This is a genomic window from Thermanaeromonas sp. C210 (assembly GCF_013167955.1).
Lineage (GTDB): Bacteria > Bacillota > DSM-521 > Neomoorellales > Neomoorellaceae > UBA12545.
Genome location: NZ_BLWF01000001.1, coordinates 599,071 through 619,069, shown reverse-complemented (window position 1 = coordinate 619,069; position 19,999 = coordinate 599,071). Strand labels below are relative to the sequence as shown.

At 56.8% G+C, this 19,999-nt stretch carries 23 protein-coding genes; all 23 read right to left on the bottom strand.

Translation table 11 applies throughout. From position 1 onward, the window contains the following. Nucleotides 1–89: 89 nt before the first annotated feature. The 23 genes from cobO to TAMC210_RS02860 all read right to left on the bottom strand — a co-directional run bounded on the left by cobO (nt 90) and on the right by TAMC210_RS02860 (nt 19,993). Nucleotides 90–611 (bottom strand): cob(I)yrinic acid a,c-diamide adenosyltransferase, encoded by a 522-nt coding sequence (cobO, locus tag TAMC210_RS02970; RefSeq protein ID WP_173297294.1) that lies wholly within the window; start codon nt 609–611, stop codon nt 90–92. Nucleotides 612–671: 60 nt separating this feature from the next. After that, complete coding sequence (locus TAMC210_RS02965) at nt 672–1,589, bottom strand: MBL fold metallo-hydrolase (protein WP_173297293.1); 918 nt, start codon at nt 1,587–1,589, stop codon at nt 672–674. Between the two features lie 43 nt (nt 1,590–1,632). After that, nucleotides 1,633–2,169: a pantetheine-phosphate adenylyltransferase gene (gene coaD, locus TAMC210_RS02960; RefSeq protein ID WP_217267228.1), complete on the bottom strand. Its 537-nt coding sequence runs from the start codon at nt 2,167–2,169 to the stop codon at nt 1,633–1,635. Between the two features lie 111 nt (nt 2,170–2,280). Next, a complete protein-coding gene (locus TAMC210_RS02955; protein WP_173297292.1) occupies nt 2,281–2,421 on the bottom strand; it encodes a hypothetical protein in 141 nt (46 codons plus the stop codon). A 66-nt stretch (nt 2,422–2,487) separates the two neighbouring features. Next, a complete protein-coding gene (locus TAMC210_RS02950; protein WP_173297291.1) occupies nt 2,488–3,603 on the bottom strand; it encodes a sodium ion-translocating decarboxylase subunit beta in 1,116 nt (371 codons plus the stop codon). A gap of 97 nt (nt 3,604–3,700) precedes the next feature. Continuing rightward, the gene (locus tag TAMC210_RS02945; protein WP_173297290.1) at nt 3,701–5,065 is read right to left on the bottom strand and encodes an SLC13 family permease; all 1,365 of its coding nucleotides are present in this window, start codon (nt 5,063–5,065) and stop codon (nt 3,701–3,703) included. Between the two features lie 71 nt (nt 5,066–5,136). Then, entirely contained in the window at nt 5,137–6,339 is a 1,203-nt protein-coding gene (locus TAMC210_RS02940; protein WP_173297289.1) for a CaiB/BaiF CoA transferase family protein, read from the bottom strand. Nucleotides 6,340–6,449: 110 nt separating this feature from the next. Further along, nucleotides 6,450–6,860, bottom strand: a complete 411-nt coding sequence (locus TAMC210_RS02935; protein WP_173297535.1) for a biotin/lipoyl-containing protein — start codon at nt 6,858–6,860, stop codon at nt 6,450–6,452. Next, nucleotides 6,860–7,207, bottom strand: a complete 348-nt coding sequence (locus TAMC210_RS02930; RefSeq protein ID WP_173297288.1) for a hypothetical protein — start codon at nt 7,205–7,207, stop codon at nt 6,860–6,862. The genes TAMC210_RS02935 and TAMC210_RS02930 overlap by 1 nt, the downstream gene beginning before the upstream one ends. An 11-nt stretch (nt 7,208–7,218) precedes the next feature. Beyond that, nucleotides 7,219–8,769, bottom strand: a complete 1,551-nt coding sequence (locus tag TAMC210_RS02925; protein WP_173297287.1) for an acyl-CoA carboxylase subunit beta — start codon at nt 8,767–8,769, stop codon at nt 7,219–7,221. A 12-nt stretch (nt 8,770–8,781) separates the two neighbouring features. Then, nucleotides 8,782–9,192 (bottom strand): methylmalonyl-CoA epimerase, encoded by a 411-nt coding sequence (gene mce, locus TAMC210_RS02920; protein WP_173297286.1) that lies wholly within the window; start codon nt 9,190–9,192, stop codon nt 8,782–8,784. A 43-nt stretch (nt 9,193–9,235) separates the two neighbouring features. Continuing rightward, entirely contained in the window at nt 9,236–10,183 is a 948-nt protein-coding gene (gene meaB / locus TAMC210_RS02915; protein ID WP_173297285.1) for a methylmalonyl Co-A mutase-associated GTPase MeaB, read from the bottom strand. A 98-nt stretch (nt 10,184–10,281) separates the two neighbouring features. After that, the gene (locus tag TAMC210_RS02910) at nt 10,282–10,683 is read right to left on the bottom strand and encodes a cobalamin B12-binding domain-containing protein (RefSeq protein WP_173297284.1); all 402 of its coding nucleotides are present in this window, start codon (nt 10,681–10,683) and stop codon (nt 10,282–10,284) included. Between the two features lie 25 nt (nt 10,684–10,708). After that, the gene (locus TAMC210_RS02905) at nt 10,709–12,388 is read right to left on the bottom strand and encodes an acyl-CoA mutase large subunit family protein (RefSeq protein ID WP_173297283.1); all 1,680 of its coding nucleotides are present in this window, start codon (nt 12,386–12,388) and stop codon (nt 10,709–10,711) included. Nucleotides 12,389–12,390: 2 nt separating this feature from the next. Next, the gene (locus TAMC210_RS02900) at nt 12,391–13,926 is read right to left on the bottom strand and encodes an acetyl-CoA hydrolase/transferase family protein (RefSeq protein WP_173297282.1); all 1,536 of its coding nucleotides are present in this window, start codon (nt 13,924–13,926) and stop codon (nt 12,391–12,393) included. A gap of 236 nt (nt 13,927–14,162) precedes the next feature. After that, nucleotides 14,163–14,519, bottom strand: coding sequence for a DUF3870 domain-containing protein (locus tag TAMC210_RS02895; RefSeq protein ID WP_173297281.1), 357 nt, complete (start codon nt 14,517–14,519; stop codon nt 14,163–14,165). A 248-nt stretch (nt 14,520–14,767) separates the two neighbouring features. Further along, the gene (locus TAMC210_RS02890; RefSeq protein ID WP_173297280.1) at nt 14,768–15,076 is read right to left on the bottom strand and encodes a DUF3870 domain-containing protein; all 309 of its coding nucleotides are present in this window, start codon (nt 15,074–15,076) and stop codon (nt 14,768–14,770) included. A 305-nt stretch (nt 15,077–15,381) separates the two neighbouring features. After that, a complete protein-coding gene (gene yqeB / locus TAMC210_RS02885; RefSeq protein ID WP_173297279.1) occupies nt 15,382–16,203 on the bottom strand; it encodes a selenium-dependent molybdenum cofactor biosynthesis protein YqeB in 822 nt (273 codons plus the stop codon). Nucleotides 16,204–16,207: 4 nt separating this feature from the next. Continuing rightward, nucleotides 16,208–17,587 (bottom strand): selenium cofactor biosynthesis protein YqeC, encoded by a 1,380-nt coding sequence (yqeC, locus tag TAMC210_RS02880; RefSeq protein ID WP_173297278.1) that lies wholly within the window; start codon nt 17,585–17,587, stop codon nt 16,208–16,210. A gap of 25 nt (nt 17,588–17,612) precedes the next feature. Further along, nucleotides 17,613–18,149: a cupin domain-containing protein gene (locus tag TAMC210_RS02875; protein WP_173297277.1), complete on the bottom strand. Its 537-nt coding sequence runs from the start codon at nt 18,147–18,149 to the stop codon at nt 17,613–17,615. Then, nucleotides 18,143–18,469 (bottom strand): XdhC family protein, encoded by a 327-nt coding sequence (locus TAMC210_RS02870; RefSeq protein ID WP_173297276.1) that lies wholly within the window; start codon nt 18,467–18,469, stop codon nt 18,143–18,145. The genes TAMC210_RS02875 and TAMC210_RS02870 overlap by 7 nt, the downstream gene beginning before the upstream one ends. Before the next feature lie 103 nt (nt 18,470–18,572). Beyond that, nucleotides 18,573–19,322, bottom strand: a complete 750-nt coding sequence (locus TAMC210_RS02865) for an XdhC family protein (protein ID WP_173297275.1) — start codon at nt 19,320–19,322, stop codon at nt 18,573–18,575. Then, the gene (locus tag TAMC210_RS02860; RefSeq protein ID WP_173297274.1) at nt 19,316–19,993 is read right to left on the bottom strand and encodes an HAD-IA family hydrolase; all 678 of its coding nucleotides are present in this window, start codon (nt 19,991–19,993) and stop codon (nt 19,316–19,318) included. Before TAMC210_RS02860 ends, TAMC210_RS02865 begins: the two co-directional genes overlap by 7 nt. Nucleotides 19,994–19,999 lie beyond the last annotated feature (6 nt).

The window sequence follows — 19,999 nt, the reverse complement described above, 5'->3', positions numbered from 1 at the left end:
GCCGCATAAGAAAAAATCCCTTCTCCCTCCAACACCCACCGCTGCGCCGACGCGCCGACTCTCCCGCGCACTTCCTCAGCATGGGTGCTTCAATATTCAATGCCGGCTTGAGACGGTATGCCCTGGCGGAAGTGGTGTTTGACCTCCCTCACCTCGCTAACCATGTCGGCCCTTTCCACGATCCCGGCCGACGCATAACGTCCCGTGAGGACCAGGTTCACCCTTTCAGGCTTACTCGCCATTAACACCAGCACATCTTCTTCCCTTAAAAGGCCATAATCAACTGCGACATTGATCTCATCCAGAATAACAAGGTCGTACTCTCCCGACGTTATGGCCTCCTTAGCCAACTCCAGCCCTTCCCTGGCCAGCCTTACGTCTTCGGGTGCCGGATCCCCTTTCTTCACAAAGGTAGGAAGGCCCTTCTGCACCACGGTCAAACCGGGCAAGTAGGCAGCTGCTTTGATCTCCCCGTATTGGGGGCTGCCCTTCATGAACTGGATTATGAGTACCCGCTGCCCCTGACCTACGGCCCTCAAGGCCAGCCCCAACGCAGCGGTGGTTTTTCCCTTGCCGTCGCCAGTGTAGACCATTATCAGCCCTCTGCGCATTTCCTCGCCTCCCGTCGCCCGATATTACCCGGCCCCGGTCACCGGCCAGCACACCCGCCCTCAAAACGGACCGAGGGACAGGTAGTCCATATAACCCTTCAGGCTGTTATCCAAAAAGTACTTCTCCCTCTGTTGAATATCGGGTTCCAGCCGGAAAAAGCCCTGGAGCAAGGGGTCCCGGCGCAGTACTTCCTCCCGGAGAAGGCTCAGGAATTCCCCTTCCTCCCGGACCTCCAGGCGTTGGCCGACCGCGGCGATGATTTGTTCCCAGCGACATAGCTGCTGGCGGGCCAGTTCAAGGATTCCCTTGGCACCCCGCGCCCAGCCAAAGTGGCCAAAACAAAGGATGCTTTCGTCACCCGCCAGATCTAAGAGGGTGTCCAGGGAAGCCAAGGTCCGTTGCAGGAAGAACTTCGGGGGAGTAGCCGGCCGCAGATAATAGGCGTCTCCCAGATCCAGATACACCCCTGCAGCCTCCCCGGCAAAAATATATTCCCCCCAAAGGAAACTGGCGTGGTGGGGGGAATGGCCGGGGGTCTCGATCATCCTTATCCCCGGTACCCCCCCTATTAACTTCTCCCTTGGTACCGGCTTTAGGGGGCCATAGAGGTGGGCAAGGTCGCCCAGCACTTCCACACTGCCTTCCCACAGGCGCGCAGGGTCCTCTAAATGGCGCCGGGCCTTGGGATGGGCTAGGACGCGGGCTTCAGGGAAACACTCCACGAGGTCCCCTACAGCCCCGGCATGGTCCAAATGGATATGGGTTAAAAGGATGGCATCTACCCGGTTCACGCCCAATTCCTTGATGCCATCCAGCAGCTGCGGCAGCACGGCCGCCGGGCCAGTATCGATCAGAAATTGACCGCTACCAGTCCTCAGCAACCAGGAACTGAGGAATTTCCTGAAACCCTCCCGTTCCAGGCGCAACTCTATGAGGTACAGCTCGCCTTCCTGGCAGGTACCTACCAGCTCGGCCATGCTCCTTCTCCCCCTCACGTATTCCGGATATTGGGGCCCAGTCCTAGGCGGGGGTTCCCCTTCGGGCAAGGCCAAAAGACTGCCGTTGCTGGAGTTGCGGGGGTCTCCCGTACTTCGCCTCCAGAGCTTCTTCCACCTCCGGCGGCACTAAGCCCCGGACACACCCTCCTACAGCAGCCACCTGGCGCACCACTCGGGAACTCAAAAAAGAATATTCGGTGGCCGCCATGAGGAATACCGTTTCTATTTCGCCGGCCAGTTTTTTGTTCATCACCGATATTTGGAACTCTTGTTCGAAATCGGAAACCGCCCGCAGGCCGCGGATAATGGCGCAAGCCCCCTGGCTGGACGCAAACTCAACTAACAATCCCCGGAACGTCTTGACCTCCACCTGGGCCAGGTCTTTGGTCGCCGCCTGCACCAGCTCTACCCTCTCCCGGGCGGAAAAGAGGGCCTGTTTAGGAGGGTCCTGGGCCACGGCCACAATCACCTTGTCGAATAATCGGCAGGAGCGTCGTAGAATATCCAGGTGGCCCAGGGTAATGGGGTCAAAGGCGCCGGGGTATACTGCTATCCGCATGATCTTTAAGCTCTGTCGCCCCTCCTAATCAAGCATAACGGGAGGCACCCCCCTAGGGTCCCTCCCGACCACTGCCCAGGGAACCAAGTCCTCGGTCCGGCGAGAAAACTCTTATTCCCCTTCCCCCGTGTCTTTCCTTGGGGGGAAGATGCGGGTGAGGGCACTGATTAACAACATAAAGAGGAGGATAACCCCGAACATAGTAGGCAGGGCTATAGCCATAAGTTCCAGAGCCAGTCCTACAGTTCCCATTTTTAATCACACCTCCCTGAACCCAGTCGGCGGCGTATGCTCTAGCTTTTTGGCCCTCCCTTTAAATTATCCCAGCAACGCAGGTACTAGGGCCAGGACCAGGCCGCCCGCTATAATGGACCCGATCTGCCCGGAGGTATTGGCGCCTATGGCGTGCATGATAACGAAGTTGTTGGGGTCGTCCTTCAGGAGCAGCTTAGATATAACCCTGGCGGACATGGGAAAGGCCGAGATGCCGCACGCGCCTATGGCAGGGTTGATCTTCTCCTTTAGGAAAAGGTTGAGGAGCTTGGCCAACAGCACCCCACCGGCGGTATCAAATATGAAGGCCACCAGCCCCAGCCCCATGACCATAAGGGTCTTCACATTTAAGAAGGCACTGGCCTCCATGGTCGAGCCAATGGTTATTCCCAAAAGCAAGGTTACCAGGTTGGCCAGCTCGTTCTCGGCCGCCTTGGCCAGCCGCTCTACTACCCCGGCCTCCCGCAAAAGGTTCCCGAACATGAGGGAGCCTATGAGGGCTACGCTGATGGGAGCGATGATCCCCGCCACTATGGTAACGACAATGGGAAACAGGATCCGGACGATCTTGGATACCGGTTTCCCTTCCCGGTAGGGCATGCGGATCATCCGCTCCTTCTTGCTGGTTAAAAGCTTAATTACCGGCGGCTGGATGATGGGTACTAGAGACATATAGGAGTAGGCGGCTACGGAAAGGGGACCCAAGAGTTCCTGGGCAAATTTGGTGGCTACGTAGATGGTGGTGGGGCCGTCCGCCGCACCTATGATCCCTATGGAAGCCGCCTCCTTAAGGTCAAACCCTAAAAGGGCGGCCAGTACTATGGTGGCAAAGATGCCGAACTGCGCCGCCGCCCCGAAGATCATCATCAGGGGATTGCGGAGCAGCGGTGTAAAGTCGCACATGGCCCCTACGGCTATGAAGATCAGGATGGGAAACAGTTCGGTGATTATGCCTGCATGCAGTAGAATGGTCAAGAACCCTTCTTCGCCCACGGCCGACGAAAAGGGAATGTTGGTGAGGATGGCCCCAAAGCCCATGGGCAGAAGAAGCAGGGGCTCGTAGTCTTTGGCTATGGCCAGGTAGATCAATATGCCCCCGATGACAAACATGATAACCTGCTGGGGTGTAAGTCCCGTCAACCCCATCAACAGCTCTTGCATACTGGTCACCTCAATCCCTTAAGCTAACTGCTATTCAATAATCCTTTAGCCCGGCGGGGCGGTTTCCCGCCCCGCCTAAGCTCCACCCTCTTACTCCTTACAACCCTAAAATACCGAAGAACAACAGGCACATGACCCCGCCCACCAGGGACATGGACAAGCCCCAGATGAGGAGGTTGCGGAAGAGCCGCGCTTTGTTCTCATGCTCACCCGCACAGGCTATGCAGAGGGCTCCCAGGGTGGATAAGGGGGAGGTATCCACCAGGTGGCTGCCAACGTTGATACTGGAAATCAGGGCTACTGCATGGTCCACCGTCTCGGGCAGGCCCATCAGGCCCAGCTTCTCGATCAAGCCCGGAACCAGGGGCAGGAACATGGGCATGACTACCCCCGAAGAGCTGGAGTAGGCGGAAAGGATGCCGTCGATCAGGGCCACCCAGAAGTGAACGGTTAGGGGGGTGGATATAGCTCCGATCATATCCACCAGTACTTTTAAGCCCCCGGTCTTGTCCATTACTTCCACCAGGACGGTGACGCCGCATACCAGGATGAGCACAAACCACGGTACGCGCTTAACGGATTCTCTTACACTGGCTACGTTGCAAAGGATCAGGACGGTCGATATTATGAAAGCTATAGCCCCCACATCGGATAACATGTTAAGGGCCCATGTGGGCAGGACGGCCTTTACCGCCGGGAAGCCGGGCAATAAGACCAGCAGAAGGAAGGCAATTATGCCTCCCAGGGTGATCCACTGCTCGCGGGTAAAGGGTTCCGGCCGCGGTGCTATCTCATCGATGTTCAGGGAAGAGCCCCGCTGCCTCCGCATCCACGCCAGCCCGCCTAACAGCAAGAACCCGCCCACATTGGTGATGCCCTGGGCTATTACGGAGTTAAAGTAAACCTTCCATTCGATGCCCAGTACGTCCCCAGGGTTAATACCCAACTGGGGAGCCATCTTGTTTATGATACCCAGGGAGATAATACCGGTAGGCGCAAAGGGTGAGAAGGCTGCCGCGTTGGCCGCACCCACCACCAGAAGGGTCATCAAAAAGGCGCTCATGCCTATGCGCCCCGCAATGGCCATGGCCAGAGGCGCTATCATGGCCGTGGTGGCAATGTTCCCCGGCCCTATGGTGGTTATGATGACCACGATGATAAAGATAATCCATGGTATTAAAGCCGTGTTGCCCCGCGCCAGACGCACCGCATAGGCCGTAAGCTTCTCTAAGGTACCGTTCTCCTGGGCCATGCCAAACAGAAAGGTTACTCCCAGAAGGATCATGAACAAGGAGGTGGGCCACATCTTCAGTATTTCGGCACCCTTTAGGCCGCCCCACCCCGCACCCACTATGAGGGCAGCGCCCACGGCCAGTAGCCCCGGGTTCCATTCCTCCCGCAGACAGCTAACTATTACCACTATTATCAGGGCTACCAGTGATAACAAGGCCGCAGTAGTCAAGGGAAATACCCCCCTTTGCTAAGTGTTGACTATCTTTTCTTGGTGTGAAAATCCCTATAAGGGTAAATTCTTTAGGATTTCCTTTTTTTCGGTGTAATTACTCCTTCTGCCTCCAGTTCCTTAAGCTCCGCCTCACTGTAACCTATTTCCTGCAGTACCTCGTAGGTGTGCTGCCCCAGGGTAGGAGCCGGCCGCACTATAGCTCCCGGCGTACGGGATAGCTTGAAAGGCGTCCCCGCCATCCATACCGGCCCCGCTACCGGGTGCTCTACGGGTACGATCATCTCCCGATGCCGTATCTGCGGGTCGTGGAATACCTGGCTTACGTCCTGCAGCGGACCACACGGTACCCCCGCTCCCTCAATAACGGACAGCGCCTCCGCCGTGGTGTATTCTGCAAAGATGGAGCTTAATATGGGATAGAGTTCGTCCCAGTTCTGGGTCCGCAAGGGATTGGTCTTAAACCGCGGGTCCTCTATCAGGTCTTCCCGCTTGACCGCCTGGCAGAATTTACGCCACAGATTGTCGTTCCCTACGGCAATGACTACGTACCCGTCCTTGGTCCTTAGGGTGGTAAAGGGGGTGATGGAGGGATGCCGGTTCCCTATGGGCTTCGGTACCTCACCTCCTACGCTGTAGCGCGCTATGGCATTCTCTAAAATCGCTACCTGACAGTCCAGCATGCTGATGTCTATATACTGTCCCTTACCGCTCCGCTCCCGCTCAGCCAGGGCCGCTAATATGCCTATTACGGTAAACAGCGCCGCCGTGATGTCCCCTATGGAGGCGCCTACCCTCGTCGGCTCGCCCCCAGGCTGACCGGTTATGCTCATGATCCCCCCCATCGCCTGGATGATTATATCGTAGGCAGGACGCATCCGGTACGGCCCCGTCTGGCCAAACCCCGAGCAGGAAGCATAGATCAACCGCGGGTTTAGGGGCGCCAGTTCCTCATAGCTAATCCCCAGTTTGGCCGCGGTCCCCGGCCGATAGTTCTCTACCAGGACGTCCGCCTCTTGCACCAGCTTCTTTAAAATCGCTACCCCACGAGGATCTTTAAGATTCAGCACCACACTCCGCTTGTTGCGGTTGATGCTCATGAAATACGCGCTTTCCCCTTTGACAAAGGGTCCGTAGTTCCTGGACTCGTCCCCCTCCGGAGCCTCGATCTTTATTACGTCCGCTCCTAGGTCCCCTAATATCATGGTGCAAAGGGGTCCCGCCAGCACCCGCGTCAGGTCTATCACTTTTATCCCCGCCAAAGCTTTCTCCATGACCTTTTGCCTCCTCATAAATTTATTATGGTTTGTTATTTTGTCTTCTGCTGAGGCCGGTATCCGGCCCGTACATTCTCCTTCGCGCAGCCTCCAATGTTTTCCCCTCTCTAGGCTAGGGATATCAGGGGCTCGCCTACGTTGACGCTGGCTCCTTCATTCACGTGAACTTCCTTTACCTTGCCGTCGGCAGGCGCCACGATTTCGTTCTCCATTTTCATGGCCTCCAGTACCATGAGCACCTGGCCCTTCTTTACGGCCGCACCCGCCTTTACTTTAACGGCCACTACTTTGCCCGGCAGAGGCGCGGTAATTACATTCCCGTTGCCGGCCGCCGCCTTAGCCGCAGGTGCTGCCGCCGGGCTCGGAGCCGCAGCCGGTGCCGGGGGAGCTGCCGCCGCAGGAGCCGCCTCTACCCTGGCCACCGGAGCCCCCGCCGCCGAAACACCACTTCCCTCCCTCTTCTCTTCTACGGTTACTTCGTAACGCTGGCCGTTGACATGGATGATGTAGGTTTTCATCATTTTCCCGACCTCCATCTCAGGTTCACTGGTAGGTTGCTGTGAAGTTCCTGGCGCCCGCTTAAGACCCAGGAACTAACTGTACCCCTATCTAAACGCGTCCAAACTGTAGCAGTACCGCCTTCCTGACCAGCGGCTATGGCCGCCGCTATTACGGCCACCAGCTGGGGGTCTACTCCCTCCACCGCCGCCGGCTCTACTGCCTCCTCTCCTACTCCCTGCACCCTCCCCTCCTCCGGAGAGGCTACCCCCTCCCCGCTAGGCATATCCCGTCGCTGCGCCCACGAACCAATCAGGATGCCTATTACGGCCAGGGCTATCAGGGTCATCAGTCCTGCATATGGCATGCTATCTCACCTCACAGGGGGATGTTACCATGCTTCTTGGCCGGCCGCGTCTCCCGCTTGGTCGCCGTGAGTTCTAAGGCCTGCACCAGGTACCTCCGCGTCTGCCGCGGGTCGATTACGGCGTCAATGTATCCCCGCTGGGCCGCTACGTACGGGTTCGCAAAAAGTCCCCGGTATTCCGCTATCTTCTCCTGCCTCGCCTTCCCAGGATCAGCCGCCGCCTCGATCTCTTTGCGGAAGATGATGTTGGCCGCCCCCTCCGGCCCCATTACTGCTATCTCCGCGCACGGCCATGCATATACTACGTCCGCACCCAGGTCCCGGCTGCACATGGCCAGGTACGCCCCACCATACGCCTTCCGCACTATGAGGGTGATCTTGGGTACTGTGGCCTCGGAATACGCATGGAGCATCTTCGCCCCGTGCCGGATGATCCCCCCGTATTCCTGGTTCGTCCCCGGCAAGAACCCAGGTACGTCTACATAGTTGACGATGGGTATGTTGAAGGCGTCGCAAAACCGTATGAACCGCGCCGCCTTGTCGGAACAGTTGATGTCTAAACACCCCGCCATGTACGCCGGCTGGTTCGCTATAATCCCTATTACTCGACCGTTAAGACGCGCAAAGGCGGTTATGATGTTGGGAGCGTAAAGGGGTTGTACTTCAAAAAAGGTCCCTATGTCTACGCTCCGGGTGATGACTTCCCGCATGTCATACGCTCTGTTGGGATCTTCAGGTACTACCTCTAATAAGCCTTCATCCTCCCGCCCAGGGTCATCTCCTGTGTCCTTAAACGGCGGGTCTTCCATGTTGTTGCTGGGTAAATAGCTCAATAGGGTCCGGATAAGGCTGAGACATTGGTCTTCGTTTTCGGCTGCAAAATGCGCTACGCCGCTGGTCTGGTTGTGGGTTAGGGCTCCCCCCAACTGCTGGGCACTTACTTCTTCCCCTGTTACGGCTTTGATTACTTGCGGCCCGGTGATGAACATCTCGCTGCTGCCCTGCACCATGAAGATAAAGTCCATTAGCGCCGGCGAATACACCGCTCCCCCTGCACACGGCCCCATTATGGCCGCTATCTGCGGCACTACACCAGACGCCAGGGTGTTCCGGTAGAATATCTGCCCGTATCCGCTCAGGGCATCAACGCCTTCTTGTATCCGCGCACCCCCAGAGTCGTTTAGCCCGATTACCGGCATCCCTACTTTCATGGCCAGGTCCATTATCTTGCATATCTTCTTGGCGTGCATCTCCCCTAAGGACCCGCCCAAAACGGTAAAGTCCTGGGCAAAAACCGCCACCGGACGCCCTTCAACCGTCCCTACCCCAGTCACTACACCCTCTCCAGGCGCCTCCACCTTCTCCATCCCAAAAAGGGTGCAACGATGGGTGACAAAGGCGTCTACCTCTTGAAAACTACCAGGGTCTAAAAGTGCTTCTAACCGCTCCCGCGCCGTCTTCTTCCCCTGCTGGTGCTGCTTCGCTATCCTCTTCTCCCCACCACCAGCTTTAACTTTGGCCGTACGCTTTTCTAGATCCTGTAGGAGTTGCTCCATGCTCATAGGCTCTCTACCTCACTTCTCTTCCCGCTGGGAAATCTCCAACAACACACCGGTCGTAGCCTTGGGATGAACAAAGGCAATTTGCGCCCCGCCTGCGCCGTAGCGCGGTTTCTCATCGATCAGGCGAATACCCTTCTCCTTTAATTCGCCCAGGGTTTCCTCTATGTTTTCCACCCGCAGGGCTATATGCTGGATACCGGGACCCCGGCTGGCGATGAATTTGGCAATGGGACCCTCGGGGTCGGTGGATTCCAGAAGTTCGATCTCGCTGTCGCCCACGGGCAGAAAGGCCACCTTGACCTTCTGTTCGGCCACCTCCTCTATCCCCGTGCATTTCAGCCCCAGCACCCCTTCGTAAAACTTGAGGGCCTCCTCGAGGTTGGGAACCGCTATGCCGATGTGGTCAACCCTCGTTACCTTCATGGTTACAGCACCCTCCCATCAGTGTTTATATTAAAGTTAAATTCTAGCCCTGGTCCTTGGCCCGCAGTATCTTATCCACCAGCCTTTCAGCGGCACTATAGGGGTCCAGCCGCCGGTTGTAAACTTCTTCTATTAATTCATCCACCCGGACCTCTCTCTTTAACCAGGCCAAGACCATCCGTTCCGCTCGCTCTATGACCTCCTCTTTAACCCTCTGCTGGCGTAGGGGCTCCAGGAGACCGGACTGCTCCAGAAAGGATCGATGTTGCATTATGGCATGCCACAACTCCTCTACTCCTTCTCCCCGCCATGCCACAGTCTTTAGGATAGGCGGCTGCCAGCCTTCCTGTTTGCTCCCCTGTTCCAGGGCCGTCTGAAGGTAGCGCACTACCTGGTCTGCATCGCCCCGGTCCGCCTTGTTCACCACAAAAATATCGCCGATCTCCATTATGCCGGCCTTGGCCGCTTGAATGTCATCCCCCAGGCCCGGCACGGTTACCAGTACAATGGTATCAGCCACCCGTGCAATATCCACCTGGGTTTGCCCGGCCCCCACGGTCTCTACCAGGAGATAATCGCAGCCAAAGGCATCGAGAACTACCAGGGCATCCCGCACGGCCCACGAAAGGCCGCCCAGCTGGCCCCTCGTTCCCATGCTGCGGATGAAGACCCCAGGGTCCAGGGCTAGGTCGTTCATCCGCACCCGGTCTCCCAGCAAGGCCCCGCCGGTGAAGGGGCTGGTGGGATCAACCGCCACCACCCCTACCCGGTAGCCCTTCTGCCTCATGTGTTTCACCAGCACATCCGTCAGGGTGCTCTTTCCGCTGCCGGCCGGCCCTGTTATGCCCACGATGTAGCCGTGGCCACCCTGCCCATAAAGCTCCTTGAGCAGCTCTACACCGGCGGGTTCTTCGTTCTCGATGAGGCTGATTATCCGGGCGGCCGCCCTCTTGCTGCCTTGACGAAATTCCCGGAGCAATTCTTCGTTCACTAGTACCCCTCTCCTTTACCCAGTGCGCCAGCCTTCGGCAGTCCGATCCCTGATCCGGCTGCTGGCTCCTCCCCTGTTTATAACCCCTCGGCCCCGGACTACTTAGCCCGTTCACCCACCTTCTCCCTAATGAATTGTGCAATGGCGCTGGTAGGTGTGCCGGGACCAAAAATAGCCGCTACTCCTTCTTTTTCTAGGATGGGAATATCTTCTTCAGGTATAATACCTCCGCCGATTACCAGCACCTTATCTCCAACCTGCTCCCGCAACAGCTTGACAACTTTGGGGAACAGGTATAGGTGCGCCCCTGACAGGAGGCTTAACCCTACCACGTCTACGTCTTCCTGGATAGCCGCCGCAACGATTTGCTCCGGCGTCTGGCGTATGCCGGTGTAAATCACTTCCATGCCCTCATCCCGCAGCGCGCGGGCTATTACTTTGGCCCCGCGATCGTGGCCATCCAAGCCCGGTTTGGCAATGAGTACCCGGATCTTGCGCATGCCTTGTCCCTCCCTTGTTTCCTCTTTATAGGCTATCCGGCGCCCGATATTCGCCAAAGACTTCCCGCAGGACTCCACAAATCTCGCCCAGGGTCGCATAGGCTTTAACTGCTTCATAAATGGCCGGCATGAGGTTGTCGTCACTCGAAGCTACCCGCCGTAGCTCTGCTAAGCTTTGCTCGACTTTTTGGTTGTCGCGGCGGGCTTTAAGCTCCTGCAGTCTCTTCTTCTGGGCTTCTCCTACGGCCGGATCCACCTTCAGCAGGTTCTTCGGAGGCTCTTCTTCCATCTGGAACTTGTTGACGCCCACCACGGTGCGCCGGCCGCTCTCTACTTCTTTCTGGTACCGGTAGGCGCTGTCCTGGATTTCCCGCTGGATGTAGCCCTGTTCAATGGCTTTTACTGCCCCGCCCATAGCATCGATCTTGGCGATATAATCCTCCGCCTCTTTCTCCAGCCGGTTGGTAAGGGCTTCAATGTAGTAGGACCCTCCCAACGGGTCGATGGTATCCGCCACGCCGCTCTCATAGGCAATAATCTGCTGGGTGCGCAGGGCTATGCGAACGGCCTCTTCGCAAGGCAGAGCCAGGGCCTCGTCGTAGGAATTGGTGTGCAGGGACTGGGTACCTCCCAGCACTGCCGCCAGAGCCTGAATGGTCACTCTAACGATGTTGTTCATGGGCTGCTGGGCCGTCAAGGTACACCCCGCCGTCTGGGTGTGGAAGCGGAGCATCATGGACCGCGGGTCTTTGGCTCCAAACCGCTCCTTCATGATCTTGGCCCACAGGCGACGGGCCGCCCGGAACTTGGCTATCTCCTCGCAGAAGTCATTGTGGGCGTTAAAGAAGAAGGATAAACGAGGAGCAAATTCGTCTACGTTTAGGCCGGCCTTAAGGGCTGCCTCTACGTAGGCAATGCCATCGGCCAGGGTGAAGGCCACTTCCTGCGCTGCCGTGGCGCCTGCTTCCCGTATATGGTAGCCGCTAATGCTGATGGTGTTCCACTCGGGAAGTTCCTTAGAGCAGAAGGCAAAAATGTCTACAATCAGCCGCATGGAAGGCTCCGGAGGAAAGATATAGGTACCCCGCGCCGCATATTCCTTTAGGATGTCGTTCTGGATGGTGCCGCGCAGTTGATGGAAGGGTACCCCCTGTTTCTCCGCCACGGCCATATACATGCATAAGAGGACCGCTGCCGGAGCATTGATGGTCATGGAAGTGCTGACTTTGTCAAGGGGTATTTCGTTAAAAAGTACCTCCATATCGGCCAGCGAATCGATGGCTACTCCTACTTTCCCTACCTCGCCTTCGGCCATGGGATGATCAGAATCGTAGCCGATTTGGGTCGGAAGGTCAAAGGCTACGCTCAACCCCGTCTGCCCCTGAGAAAGCAGGTACTTGTACCGACGATTCGATTCTTCGGCCGTACCGAAGCCTGCATACTGCCGCATCGTCCACAGGCGACCCCGGTACATGGTGGGCTGCACGCCCCGGGTATAGGGATATTCACCTGGAAAACCCAGGTCCCTAAGGTAATCCAGTTCACTTACCTCCGCTGGAGTGTAAAGCCGCTCCACCGGATAGCCGGACCCAGTAATGAATTCTTCATGCCGTTCCGGACGTTTGGCCAGAACCTTCTGCACCCGTCCGGTGTCCCAGGCCTCCTTAGCCGTACGAATGGCTTGTAGGGCTTCTTCTTTTAACATGCCTATCTTCCCCCTTCCTCTTTAGACGGTGCCGCGCCTGCCCCGGAAGGCAGCGCCATGTCACCGGTTTCCTCAAAGCGAACATGCCAGGACAGGGCCTCCGCTAGGTTATGCGGAGTATGCCCGCCCTTCCGTATGGCCTTCTCCAAATACTCCTCCAGCCATGGACGGTACTTAGGGTGGGCGCACTTGTTAATAATCTCCCGCGCCCTCTCCACCGGGCACTTGTTGCGCAAATCGGCAACTCCCCATTCGGTTATGACGACGTGTACTTCATGTTCAGTGTGGTCTACATGGGATACCATGGGAACAATACAGGAAATAGCACCTTTCTTAGCGGTTGAAGGCGTTGAGAAAATGGAGAGATAAGCCGAGCGGGAGAAATCTCCCGAACCGCCTATACCGTTCATCATCCTAGTACCCATAATATGGGTAGAGTTAACATTGCCATATATGTCTACTTCTATAGCCGTGTTCATGGCAATAACCCCTAGGCGCCGCGCGATTTCCGGATTATTGCTGATCTCCTGGGGCCGCAGGATGATTTTCTGGCGGTAGGTCTTCAAATTATCGTAAAAGCGCTTCAAACCTTCTTCCGAAGGCGTAATGGAAGTGCCGGATACAAAACGCATTTTGCCTAAATCGATAAGGTCAAAAACGGAATCTTGTATAACCTCGGAATAAAATTCCAAATTGGTAAAGTCTGATTGGGCCAGTCCCGCCAGCACCGCGTTGGCTACACTCCCTACGCCCGACTGCAGCGGCAGGAGGTTGGCAGGCAAACGCCCTGCTTTGATTTCGTGCTTGAAAAAGTCGATTAGATTTTCGGCCATTTGTCTGCTGATGTCATCTACCGGTGCCAAGGGGCGCACGTTATCTTTAATATCGGTAAACACAATGGCTACAATTTTATCGGGGTCGCAAGGTATATAGGGGGTACCGATGCGGTCATCCACTCGGGTCAGCGGTATGGGCTGCCGTCCCGGCGGATCGGCGGGTACATAAATATCGTGCATACCTTCCAGCTCTAAAGGCTGGCTCGTGTTGATCTCCACAATGACCTTGTCCGCCAAGCTCACAAAGGTGGGAGTATTCCCTACCGAGGTACTGGGAATGAGATGACCTTCCGGGGTGATAGCTACTGCTTCCACAATGGCCATATCCAGGTGGCCCAAAAAACCATAGCGGGCTTGCTGGGCTACCTGACTTAAATGCATGTCTATATAAGAAACTTCCCTTTTGTTAATGGCGTCGCGCATGGAGTTATTGGTCTGGTAGGGTAACCGTCTGGCCACCACTCCCGCCCGCGCCAAGGCGCCGTCCAGCTCATCCCCTACCGAAGCCCCCGTCCAGAGGCTGATCTTGATTTTCTCCTTGCTAGCCCTGTCGGCCAGGGCAAGGGGCACCGCCTTGGGATAACCCGACGGGGTAAATCCGCTGGTGGCGACGGTCATACCGTCTTTGATCAGCTCGGCCGCCTCCGCAGCCGACATAACTCTGTTGAGTAAATCCCGCCGTCGAATACGGCTTTCTTCCATGGCAGCCGTCCCTCCCTCCTCTAGCAAAAGGATAACCCATGGTCTTAGAGATAATACCTCCAGTTCTCACCTCCCAAGGGTCCAACTTCAGGTTTTCCCACCGATGAGGTGGCAACCTTCTACAAAAAGAAAGACCTGCCTTAGAGTAATAAGCTTTCACTCTAAGCCAGGTCTTGCCTGCGAACTAGCGAGCAAGGCCTTTGCCCACCTGCAGACAAAATGGCTTTCTCGCATCTTTAAGCCCGATCTTCTCTCTGTTCTAAGCACCTTCCCTGGCGGTAGGCGACCCACTTTTCGTATATGGACCGGAAGGCCGCTACTACCGCTTCACGTGCGCTCCCGCAATACCTCCGCTCGATCCTCTCCGTCAAAGGGTCAATCCCGTCACTTAGCTTGTAACCCACAACGGCCTTGCGGATAATTTTGCGCGTTATATCAGGTACTAGGCTACAATCAACGTCTACGATTTCGCCGTCCTTCGGCTTGACTTCTACTGCTACCCCCACAACCTCATAGAGCTTATATGCTGTAATGGTGGAAGGGAGCCGGGCATACCCCGTTATCAGGATGGTTTCCTCCTCCTGCGTCGTCATGCATCGCTCCCTTCGGCTTTGCTTACATCTCAAAAAGAAAGACCCGTCCGGGTAAGGACTCCTCTCTCTATCCCGGCCAGGTCCTGTTTGCGTTCATGGATAAGGAGTACTTATCCACTTGCAAGCAAGATGACCACTTGTTCCGTTCTTCACTTTTTCTGTTTACAGCATAGCACCGTTTGCTTGCCGTGTCAAGAGCTTTTTACATTTTTCATCATAATATAAAATTCCCGGAGGCGCTGCCTTCCCTATAATGCTCTTCCCTGCCGGTAAGCAACGTACTTTTCGTGTATCGCGCGAAAGGCCATCACTACTGCTTTACGGGCGCTACCACAGTAACGCCGTTCGATCTTTTCCACCAGCTCTTCGATACCATCACTTAACCGGTAACCCAAGGCTATTTCCCTTACTATTCTGCGGGCCACACTCGTAGCCAAGCTACAGTCAACATCTAAAATCTCTCCATCACTGGGCCTGACTTCTACCGCTACACCTACAACCTCATAGAGTTTATATGCTGTGATGGTGGAAGGTAGCCTGGCGTAGCCCGTAATCAAGATAGTTTCCTCTTCCTTGCTCGTAAGGCGTCACCTCCCCCGGGAACAAATCATTATATGAATATAATATCGCCCATTATTACTTGTCCAAAACCGAAAGTCCAATTCCTCAAGACAAAGATTAAGCCCCTGTTCCCCTCCCGTATGATTAAATTAGGGGCATGCAAGGGGCATGTCTTCGGTTCCTTTACCTTCGCTTTAAAACTAACATTGTTGAACCCTTTTGTCAATCCTCTTCTATATTAGTCCAGTTTAGGATCCCTTTTTTGCTTCCTACTCCCTTACGTGCACCCTTTTCCCTAGGACTAAGGTGAGGATAGACTTATAATCCTGCGATTCTGGAAAAACAAAATAGCTTCCAGGACTCCTCCGGCTATGGCCCGCGCCTTGTCGGAGATGGTAAAGCAATGCTCCCGTTGTGCCCGGGGATCCACATCCCCTACCTTCATGCCTGGGGTAACCCGCAAGCCGTCGTGCAGCATCCCGCGCAGGATCCCGTCTATAGCGCTCACCACCGGTACTCCTTCAACGGTTGCTACTACTTCCCCCGCCTGGACCCAATCCCCGATCCTTTTAAGCCCCTGAAATTTTCCCTCCGCCGGAGCCCTTATTACCCGCTCCGAGCTGTAGCCGCCCACTTCGCCGGGTACTCCGGTATTGGGTAAAGCCTCACCGTGGAAAATAACGCGCCCCAAGTAATGGCCCCGCATGGTTTCGATGACCGCATGGGCATCGCGGCCAGCCCGGAAGCCGGGTCCCAAGGCTATGACTATGGGGGCTTGATCCATAGACGTTCCTACGTTGGTTTTGGCCATGATGGCGTCGACCACCACCTGCGGCCGCAGTTCATTGACTACGCCGGCTTGGGGATCGACCAGGACGGCCACCTCGTCCCGGGAAGCCACCTGCCATGCTTCTTCGCCATCCCTTACCAGCCTTCCTCGAAGACCTTCTATCTCTACCACACCCTCATAAACGGCTTCGGCAAAGGCTACCGTCCGCCTTATCACTGTAGGCTGAGGTATTTCGGTCATGATTATTTGAAATCCTGCCCGCCATAGGCGGTGCGCCACGCCGCTGGCCAGATCCCCGGCTCCCTTGATGACCACCAGGTTTTCCCGGCCCATAAGCCTATTCCCCTTCCTCTATCTTTGTTCCCTCCACCCAGCGCCGGTAATCGGCGGGGGTATCGATATCGTAAGTTACACCGGGGCAATCCACCGGCACTAGGCCCACTTCTTCCGGACGGAGTTCAAAAAGGGAGCGAGCGCCTTGGTCACCCTGGAGACGGCTAAGTTCTTCCCAGAGGTCGCTGTCCACCAGCACCGGGTTGCCCCGCCTCCCCCCGTACCAAGGGGCTACCAGCTTCTTGCCGCAACGCACGTAAGCATCCGCCAAAGCCCTAAGGACGGAGGGAGTGATCCCCGGTTGGTCCGCCAGGATAAACAGGGCACCGGTGGCACCGGGGGAAAGGGCCGTCAACCCGGCTCGCAGAGAAGTGCTCATGCCTTCCCGGTAGGCAGGGTTGTAGACCAGATTTACCGGGTACTGTTGCAAAGTCCCGGCTATTTCGCTAGCCGCGTGGCCGAGGACGACGGCCACTTCGCCCAACTCCGACGCCAGAGCCACTTCCACAACGTGCTGCAGCATGGTCTTGCCCCGCCAAGGCGCCAGCTGTTTGGGCGCGCCGTAGCGCTGGCTTTCACCGGCCGCCAGGATTATTGACCCCACGCGGCCGGCAGGGAAACCGGGGGACCGCAGGACCTGCCTCACCGGGGCCTGGGTCCTTACCGCCCCCAGGACCACCATCTCGGCACCTCTCTCCAACAGTTTACCGGCCAGGAGCCTGCCGGCCCTCTGGGCGGAATCCTCCTCGGCCTGGTTCAGAAGCACCGCCCAGCGGGCTCCGGGAGGTACTCCTTTGCGGCCCCCCTGGGGGTGGGTTAAGAGGTGGGCAGCCAGCTCAACGTCGACCTGGCGAGGTACTTCTTCTGCTCCCCATAGGCTCGGGATAAGTTCTGCGCGGTGCACCCACGGTTTCGCCGGGAGGTGACCCATGACCTCCAATCCCATAACCGTAACTACCAGGGTGGTCACCGCGGGAATAACCGGCTCATGGGCCGCCGGTACCTTGAGGAAGGCTCCGGCTGCTCCGTCCCCTTCGATAAGGATGTAGTCCGCCGGCAGGCCGGCAAGGCGGGCGACGGCTTCCGGAGCCACTCCCAGGAGCTTACCCTCGGCCCCTAGGCCCCGTCCGCAGGTCACCAGGGGGGAACGGGCAAGCTCGGCTGCCACCCCGGCCACCAGCTCGGCAATATCCGCCCGGCACAGGGGTTCCGCGAGAACGCGGGCCTGTTCTGCCAGCATTTTAGTTGTGGTTGTGGCTATCACCCGTTTGCCCCGGGCCACCAGTTCCCGGGCCAAACAAATAAGGGCAGAGGTCTTACCCCCTGCCCCCACCAGAGTAACTATTTCCTTCTCACCCAATCCCAGACCGGCCTGGAGCTCCATGGGAGGGTTCCCACCACCCAAAGGGCTAAAATAGAGGAGGAGTCATAGCCGATAAAAACACCAGTTCTTTATCTCCGGGATTCCATAGCTTGTGGGGGACGGCGGCATAGTAATAAATACTATCTCCTTCCTCCAGGCGGTAAACTTCTCCTCCGATCTCGATTTCCATACAACCCTGCAGGACCACAATACACTCTTCCCCCGGGTGGGAGAGCGGTTCGTCGCAGCTGACGGCCCCCGCCTCCAGGCGGGCCATCATGATTTCCATTTTACGGTTGAGATCAGGAGACAGCAGTTCATAGGTTAGATGAGACTGGGGAAACTTTAAGACTTTACGCTTGTCCCGCCGGACTACGGGGCTGTGATCCTCATGATTTAGAAGGAAGTAAAAGATAGGCACTTCCAGGGCCTCCGCTATTTTGCGGAGGGAAGTTATCGAAGGGTCGGCCAGGTCCCGCTCTACCTGACTTAAGAAACTAGAGGTAAGTCCGGTCTTTTCTGCCACGTCCTTTAAGCTCATGCCCCTGTCCCGGCGGATTTGACGGATTTTTTTCCCTAGCATGTCTTACCTCCTAAAGGCTCCAAGAACACGTCCATAATCCCTCCGCATACCATACCCTCGTCTTCGGCAACCTCGGCCGTGAGATCCACGCGGACCACTCCCGCCTTTCCGTCTTGCAATACCTCCAGCGCCCGCTGCCGCACTTCAGCCTCGGCACAGCCGCCGCCGATGGTACCGAACATCCTGCCATCGGGCAGGACGACGAGGCCGGAACCTGCTTCCCGGGGAGTGGAACCTTTGGTCCGTACTATGGTAGCCAGGACGAAAGTTTCTCCCTGTTCCAATAAATTAACTATGGTATTCACCAGTTCTTTATCCATTGGGGCCCCCACCTGCTAGATCACTACTTACATCCTAATACAACCTAATACAACATGTTTGGTCATTTTCCTTCTATTCTAGTGAAATTTCCGCAATCAAGTTCTATCTACCTTCACGATATACCCTGATAATTTCCGCCAAGATGCTTACCCCAATTTCTCCCGGCGTTTCCGCCCCGATGTCCACTCCGATGGGAGCGTGCACCCGGTCCAGGGCTTCCTGGGGTATTCCGTCGGCCAAGAGCCGTGCCCTGACGCCCTGGACCTTGCGCCGGCTGCCGATCATGCCGATATAAGCGGCTGGAGAGCCAATCACCTGCCGCAAACATTCGTAATCATGGCGATGTCCCCGGGTCACAATAACGACATAGGTGGCCGGATCAATCTGGATGTTTTGGAGGGCGTCTGCGAAGTCCCGGCATATGATTTCATCAGCGTGGGGAAAGAGCTGCGGGTTGGCGAAGGCCGGCCGGTCGTCCACTACCGTTACCCGGTAGCCCACTTCCTTGGCCAGGGCGGCGACTTTTTGCCCTACATGGCCCCCACCTAAAATTAGAATCTTGGGCTCCGGCAATACCGGCTCCAGGAACACCTCCACTTCGTTGTCCTCCAGAGTGAGGCTGACCAGTTGTGGCCGCCGCCGGGCAAAAACCTCCGGCACCCGCGCCGCCACGAGGGCGTCCAGCCGGGGGTCCCCCAGGCTACCGCAGCCTTCGCCGTTAGTGTAGTAGAGCCTCCTTCCACCCGGCTTGACCGCCGGATACCCTCCCGGGGAAACCCTCACGATGGCGGCCGCTACCGCCGGGCGGTTGTGGTCCAGGGCCTCCTTGAGTTCCCGGAAAAAGCTCAGCATCCTCTCGCCCTCGCCTTCCCTACAATGTCCGCACTGCCTAATACCAGGTCCACCAGTTCCTCCATGGAATCCACCCAGAAATCTGGACCCGCCTCCAGCAAGCGTCGGCAAGGCACGCGACTCCATCCCGCGGCCACTGCGATCACACCGGCCGCCCTGGCCGCGGCAATGTCGTTAGGACTGTCTCCCACCATCAACACGGCCGCCGGTGGTAAGCCCAGGAGCTCTGCCCCCCGCAGGACCGGCTCCGGCCCCGGTTTGTGGTTTTCTACATCTTCCATGGTCACAATGGCTTGGAAAAAGTCCAGCAATCCAAAGAGCTGCAGACCGTAGAGGGTGGTATCCCGCACCCGGGAGGTAACGATGCCCAGCTTAATTCCGGCCTGCCGCAGCTCTTCTAAACCCTCTCTGACACCGGGACAGAGACAAACCAGATTGTCAAAATGCTCCTGGCTGTAGCGGCGGTAAACCGGAAGCATCTCCTCCACCTTCTCGGGTAGAAAAGCTGCTAATCCCTCCCGCAAGGGTGCTCCAAAGTAAGGATAGACCTCCTCGGCATCTATCGTTCTCCCCAGGTGGGGCGCCAGTGTATATTGGAAAGATTTGATGACCAGATCCGATGTATCCAGGAGAGTGCCATCTAAATCGAAAAGCACGCCTTGCCAGGCCAAGCTCCC

Excerpts from the sequence above, each read along its gene's own strand:
- cobO (WP_173297294.1), bottom strand. The coding sequence starts at position 611 with ATGCGCAGAGGGCTGATAATGGTCTACACTGGCGACGGCAAGGGAAAA.
- TAMC210_RS02965 (WP_173297293.1), bottom strand. The coding sequence starts at position 1,589 with ATGGCCGAGCTGGTAGGTACCTGCCAGGAAGGCGAGCTGTACCTCATA.
- coaD (WP_217267228.1), bottom strand. The coding sequence starts at position 2,169 with ATGCGGATAGCAGTATACCCCGGCGCCTTTGACCCCATTACCCTGGGC.
- TAMC210_RS02955 (WP_173297292.1), bottom strand. The coding sequence starts at position 2,421 with ATGGGAACTGTAGGACTGGCTCTGGAACTTATGGCTATAGCCCTGCCT.
- TAMC210_RS02950 (WP_173297291.1), bottom strand. The coding sequence starts at position 3,603 with ATGCAAGAGCTGTTGATGGGGTTGACGGGACTTACACCCCAGCAGGTT.
- TAMC210_RS02940 (WP_173297289.1), bottom strand. The coding sequence starts at position 6,339 with ATGGAGAAAGCTTTGGCGGGGATAAAAGTGATAGACCTGACGCGGGTG.
- TAMC210_RS02935 (WP_173297535.1), bottom strand. The coding sequence starts at position 6,860 with ATGAAAACCTACATCATCCATGTCAACGGCCAGCGTTACGAAGTAACC.
- TAMC210_RS02930 (WP_173297288.1), bottom strand. The coding sequence starts at position 7,207 with ATGCCATATGCAGGACTGATGACCCTGATAGCCCTGGCCGTAATAGGC.
- TAMC210_RS02925 (WP_173297287.1), bottom strand. The coding sequence starts at position 8,769 with ATGAGCATGGAGCAACTCCTACAGGATCTAGAAAAGCGTACGGCCAAA.
- mce (WP_173297286.1), bottom strand. The coding sequence starts at position 9,192 with ATGAAGGTAACGAGGGTTGACCACATCGGCATAGCGGTTCCCAACCTC.
- TAMC210_RS02910 (WP_173297284.1), bottom strand. The coding sequence starts at position 10,683 with ATGCGCAAGATCCGGGTACTCATTGCCAAACCGGGCTTGGATGGCCAC.
- TAMC210_RS02905 (WP_173297283.1), bottom strand. The coding sequence starts at position 12,388 with ATGTTAAAAGAAGAAGCCCTACAAGCCATTCGTACGGCTAAGGAGGCC.
- TAMC210_RS02900 (WP_173297282.1), bottom strand. The coding sequence starts at position 13,926 with ATGGAAGAAAGCCGTATTCGACGGCGGGATTTACTCAACAGAGTTATG.
- TAMC210_RS02895 (WP_173297281.1), bottom strand. The coding sequence starts at position 14,519 with ATGACGACGCAGGAGGAGGAAACCATCCTGATAACGGGGTATGCCCGG.
- yqeB (WP_173297279.1), bottom strand. The coding sequence starts at position 16,203 with ATGGGCCGGGAAAACCTGGTGGTCATCAAGGGAGCCGGGGATCTGGCC.
- yqeC (WP_173297278.1), bottom strand. The coding sequence starts at position 17,587 with ATGGAGCTCCAGGCCGGTCTGGGATTGGGTGAGAAGGAAATAGTTACT.
- TAMC210_RS02875 (WP_173297277.1), bottom strand. The coding sequence starts at position 18,149 with ATGCTAGGGAAAAAAATCCGTCAAATCCGCCGGGACAGGGGCATGAGC.
- TAMC210_RS02870 (WP_173297276.1), bottom strand. The coding sequence starts at position 18,469 with ATGGATAAAGAACTGGTGAATACCATAGTTAATTTATTGGAACAGGGA.
- TAMC210_RS02865 (WP_173297275.1), bottom strand. The coding sequence starts at position 19,322 with ATGCTGAGCTTTTTCCGGGAACTCAAGGAGGCCCTGGACCACAACCGC.